We start from the raw sequence: 5154 nt of genomic DNA on the forward strand, positions 1-5154 counted from the left end.
ACCTAGATTGGAGGGGGGTGGCGCGGACCCCCCCCACCCCCCCGACACGACCCCCCCCCACCAACCCCCTCTCGCGGCCCCCCCCCCGCCCGTCCCCCCCCCCCCCCCCCCCGGGGGGGGCCCCCTCCTGCCGTTCGCGGTGTCGCGGTCCGCCACGGAGCACGGACGCAGGCCGCCGGCATGACATCTGTCATCCGCGACCCAGGACACACCGCACTGCCGCGGCCACCCCCTCTCCTCCACGATGGACGACATGACAACGACTGCGGCGACCACCACCCCATCGGTGGTCCGGTTCGATTCGGTGACCAAGAGCTACGGGAGCGTCCGGGCAGTTGACGGGCTGACGCTCGAACTGCACCCCGGCGAGACCGTCGCCCTCCTTGGCCCCAACGGCGCGGGCAAGTCGACCACGCTCGACCTGCTGCTCGGCCTCAAGAACGCCGACAGCGGCACGGTGCGCGTGTTCGGCACCGGCCCGCGCGAGGCGATCGTCGCCGGCAAGGTGGGCGCCATGCTCCAGAGCGGCGGCCTGATGGACGAGGTCACCGTCGGCGAACTGGTCAAGCTCGCCTGCGACCTCCACCCGAGGCCGTACCGCCCCAGCGAGGTCCTCGCCCGCGCGGGCATCGCCCAGATCGCCGACCGCAAGGTCAACAAGCTCTCCGGCGGCCAGGCACAGCGCGTCCGCTTCGCCCTCGCCACGGCAGGCGACAGCGACCTGATCGTCCTCGACGAACCCACCACCGGCATGGACGTCTCCGCCCGGCAGGCGTTCTGGGCCACCATGCGCGAACAGGCCGACCAGGGCCGTACGGTCCTGTTCGCCACGCACTACCTGGAAGAAGCCGACGCCATCGCGGACCGCGTGCTCGTCCTGCACCGCGGACGGCTGCTGGCCGACGGCACGGCCGCCGAGATCAAGGCCAAGGCCGGAGCGCGCCGCGTCTCCTTCGACCTGGAGGGCACGATCGACGAGGCCCCGCTGCGCGCGCTGCCCTTCCTCACCTCGGTCACGGTGTCCAAAAGCGGCTCCGCCGCGGGGTCCGGTCAGACGGTCCGCATCCAGTCCTCCGACGCGGACGCCACCGTCCACGCGCTGTACGGGCTCGGCGTCTACCCCCGCAACCTCGAAGTCGCCGGGCTCGGTCTGGAGCAGGCCTTCGTCGCCATCACCGAGGCCGAAGAGGCCACCCGCGGCGCGGCCGAAGCAGCCCCGCGCGCCACCGCCGAGGAGGTCACGTCCAAGTGAACAGTCTCATCAAGCTGGAGATCACCCGCGCCCTGCGCAACCGCAAGTTCCTGTTCTTCTCGGTCATCTACCCCTCGGCCCTGTTCCTGCTGATCGCGGGCAGCGCCGACAGCACCACCAAGGTGGAAGGCACCGGCCTGACACTGCCGACCTTCTTCATGGTCTCCATGGCCTCCTTCGGCGCCCTGACGGCCGTCCTCATGGGCAACAGCGAGCGCATCGCCAAGGAGCGGGAGAGCGGCTGGGTACGGCAGTTGAGGCTCACCCCGCTGCCCGGCCGCGGCTACGTGTTCGCCAAGACGGCCAGCGCCGCCGTGATCAGCCTGCCGTCGATCGTCATCGTCTTCGTGGTCGCCGCGGCGGTGAAGGACGTACGCCTCGACGTCTGGCAGTGGTTCGCGCTCACCGGCGTGATCTGGGCCGGCAGCCTGGTCTTCGCCGCCCTCGGTGTCGCCATCGGCTACCTCGCCAGCGGAGACGCGGTCCGGCCGATCACGATGATCGTCTACTTCGGTCTGTCGATGCTCGGCGGCCTGTGGATGCCGACGACGACCTTCCCCGACTGGCTCCAGAACATAGCCAAATGGCTTCCCACCCACGCGTACGCTGCCCTGGGGCAGGCCATCGAACTGGGGAACGCCCCGCATGCGAAGGACATCGCCATCCTCGCCGTGTCCTTCGCCCTCTTCGCGGGCGGCGCGGCCTGGCTGTACCGGAAGGACACGCTGAAGGCGTGAACGCCATGACGGAAGACCCGCTGCCCGACGGGGCCCGCACGGACCGGATCGTGAGGATGGGGGAGTCCCCGCGCAACCTCCGCGAGGCCCTGCGCAAGTCGGTCTGGATCGTCATCTGGCTGGTGTTCCTCAGCTCGCCGGTCCACGACCTCGTCTCGGGCGACCACACGACCGCGGTCACCGCGGCCGGCTGGGTCGGCCTCGCGGCCTTCGTCGCGGTCTATCTGATGCTGGTCTTCCGGCACATGGGCAAGGCGTTCACGGGCTCCTTGGCCGTCACCCTCATGGTGCTCGCCCTCGGCGTGCTGGCCGTCGTCCTGTGCCTGACGCTCGGCGCCCCCTGGCTCGGCCTGTTCGTGTACGTCTCGGTCGCCTGCGGCACGACGTTCCCGCTGCGCGTCTCCTACTGGACGATCCCGCTGACCGCCGTCGTGATGCTGCTCGTCGGCCTGCACGGCGGCGAGGAGGACGCGCGCAACCTCGTCCTGCTCGTCGTCCTGATCGGCTTCGCGATGACCGGCGTACGGCAGTTGGTCCGTACGACGGTGGAACTGCGCAAGGCGCGGGCCACCGTCGCCCAGCTCGCCGCCAACGAGGAACGCCTGCGGCTCGCCCGGGACCTGCACGACCTGCTCGGCCACTCGCTGTCGCTGATCACGCTGAAGAGCGAGCTGGCCGGGCGGATGCTCCCCGACCACCCCGACAAGGCGGCCCAGCAGGTCGCCGACATCGAACAGGTCAGCCGCCAGGCCCTGGTCGACGTGCGCGAGGCGGTCACCGGCTACCGCAGGCCCCGGCTGGCCGGTGAACTCGCGGGAGCCCAGGTCGCGTTGACCGCGGCCGACGTGATCGCCGACCTGCCCGCCGAACCCGGCCTCGACGGCGTTCCCGAGGAGACCGAGTCCGCGCTGGCCTGGGCGCTGCGCGAGGCGGTCACCAACGTCGTGCGGCACAGCGGCGCCCGGCGCTGCACCGTGGAGCTCGTCCGCCGCCAGACCCTGGACGGTCCCGTGCTCGAACTCTCGGTGGAGGACGACGGGTCGGGCGGCGCCTCGGGCGCGGCACCCGGCAACGGCCTGACCGGGCTGACCGAACGCCTGGAGAAGGCGGGCGGATCGATGGAGGCGGGCCGTGTCCGGCACGGATTCCGGCTGGTGGCACGGGCACCCCTGGAGGGGGGCCGGGCCCCTGCGGGCGCGGGGGGCGACCCCGTAGGATCCGGTGCATGAGCCGCACGATCAAGGTCCTGCTCGCCGAGGACCAGTCGATGGTCCGCGAGGCGCTGGCCGCCCTGCTGGGACTGGAGCCGGACATCGAGGTCGTCGCCCAGGTGGCGCGCGGCGACGAGGTGCTGGCGGCGGCCCGCGCCCACGACGTGGACGTGGCGCTCCTCGACATCGAGATGCCGGGCATGACGGGCATAGAGGCGGCGGCCGAGGTCCACAAGGAGCTTCCGGGCATCAAGCTGCTCATCCTGACCACCTTCGGCCGCCCCGGTTATCTGCGCAGCGCCATGGAGTCCGGCGCCGACGCCTTCCTCGTCAAGGACGCTCCCGCCGCCCAACTCGCCGCGGCCGTACGCAAGGTGCTGGACGGCGAGCGCGTCATCGACCCCACCCTGGCGGCGGCCGCGCTCGCCGAGGGCGCCAACCCCCTGACCGAACGCGAACGCGAGGTCCTCCGCGCCGCCGCCGACGGCTCCACCAACGCCGAACTGGCCAAGGCCCTCCACCTCTCCCAGGGCACCGTCCGCAACTACCTCTCGACCGCGATCCAGAAACTCGCGGTACGCAACCGGGCGGAGGCGGTACGGATCGCGCGGGAGAAGGGCTGGCTGTAGCCGCCCACGGCGGAGGCTCCGAGTTCACGCGTCGACCATCCGGGGTTCACGGCGGCCAAAACTCCGGGTCAACATCAAAGATCATTGTTCCTTTGCCATTCGGCGTCGTCCGCCGGCCCGTTCCGGCCGCGGCCGTCACCGGCGGAGGCTTCACCACGGTGACCGCGGGCCCGGTATCACCCGTACGAAAGGATGTTCCTCATGGCGGAAGACGATTTTGAGGCCCTGGCGGAACGACTGTTGGCGGCGGGAGACCCCGGCGCGGCTCTGACCCTGTATCTGAAGGCGTGGGCCGGCCCGGACGACGAGGTCGCGGAGAAGATCCTCGACCTCGTCCACGAGTGGGGCGACATCGATGCCGCGCTGGGGCTGATCTCCGCGGCCGCGGAGGCGGGCAACTCCGGGGCGTACGAGGCCCTGGCCGATCTGCTGATCCAGCTCGACCGGCCCGAGGAAGCGGTCTCGGCCCTGGCGCAGGCCGCCCGCGGTGGCCGCGACGTCGCCCTGTGGACCGCCTCGGTCCTGGCAGACGAGGTCGGGGACAGGGCGCGGGCGGAGACGTATTACAAGCAGGCGCTGGCCGAGGGCAACCCTCAGGCGCTCAACGACTACGGCGCCTTCCTGAGTGAGGACGACGAACGGCTCGACGAGGCCGCCGATCTGCTGGGCCGGGCGATCGGCCAGGGCGACACCATGGCGGCCGGCAACCTCGGCCGGCTCCTGGCCGACCAGGAGGAGTACGCGGAAGCCGTCTCCTGGCTGCGGAAGGCTCTCGACGCCGGACAGCGGTCGGTCCTGGTCGTGCTCGGCGAGGCCGAGAACGCCCTCGGGGACATGGAGGCGGCCGGCGCCCACCTGCGGGCGGCCCTGGCCGAGGAGATCTCCGGCGCCCACTTCGCCTACGCGCTCCACCTGGCCGACAACGGCTCCCACCAGGAGGCCGTGGGCCACTACGAGGCCGCCGCGGAGGAGGACGGGGAGATCAACGCCTACCTGAACCTCGCACTCCTCCACGAGGAGCTGGAGCAGTGGGAGCAGGCCGACCGCCGTTACCGGGACGCGATCGCGCACCAGGACGAAGTCGCCTTCGTCAACTACGCGCAGTTCCTCTCGGAGCAGGGCCGGGACGGCGAGATCGGCGCGCTGCTCGCTCCGGCGTCCGAACTCGACCTCGATCCCGAGGACATGGAGGAACTGCTGGCCCTCGCCGGGGAGAAGCGTCCGGACGAGTCCTGACCGGCCCTCGGGTGGGCGGGTCGTCCCGGGGGGGGGAATCTCCTCCCCGGGAGGGCACGGGGGCGGGAACAGACCGGATGGACTGTTCC

The 5154-nt window shown here is 71.5% G+C and carries 5 protein-coding genes; all 5 read left to right on the forward strand.

Annotated features, from left to right (window positions below; translation table 11 throughout):
- Positions 1 to 253 precede the first annotated feature (253 nt).
- Entirely contained in the window at positions 254 to 1252 is a 999-nt protein-coding gene (locus tag ACFXGX_RS11425) for an ABC transporter ATP-binding protein (protein ID WP_384788211.1), read from the forward strand.
- Positions 1249 to 1989, forward strand: a complete 741-nt coding sequence (locus ACFXGX_RS11430) for an ABC transporter permease (RefSeq protein ID WP_384788214.1) — start codon at positions 1249 to 1251, stop codon at positions 1987 to 1989. Before ACFXGX_RS11425 ends, ACFXGX_RS11430 begins: the two co-directional genes overlap by 4 nt.
- Positions 1990 to 1994: 5 nt before the next feature.
- Positions 1995 to 3218, forward strand: coding sequence for a sensor histidine kinase (locus tag ACFXGX_RS11435; protein ID WP_384788228.1), 1224 nt, complete (start codon positions 1995 to 1997; stop codon positions 3216 to 3218).
- Positions 3215 to 3829, forward strand: a complete 615-nt coding sequence (locus ACFXGX_RS11440; RefSeq protein ID WP_384788217.1) for a response regulator — start codon at positions 3215 to 3217, stop codon at positions 3827 to 3829. Before ACFXGX_RS11435 ends, ACFXGX_RS11440 begins: the two co-directional genes overlap by 4 nt.
- 201 nt (positions 3830 to 4030) lie before the next feature.
- The gene (locus tag ACFXGX_RS11445) at positions 4031 to 5065 is read left to right on the forward strand and encodes a tetratricopeptide repeat protein (protein ID WP_384788219.1); all 1035 of its coding nucleotides are present in this window, start codon (positions 4031 to 4033) and stop codon (positions 5063 to 5065) included.
- The last annotated feature ends 89 nt before the right edge of the window (positions 5066 to 5154 follow it).

It is taken from the genome of Streptomyces sp. NPDC059371, from assembly GCF_042751995.1.
Taxonomy (GTDB): Bacteria; Actinomycetota; Actinomycetes; order Streptomycetales; family Streptomycetaceae; genus Streptomyces.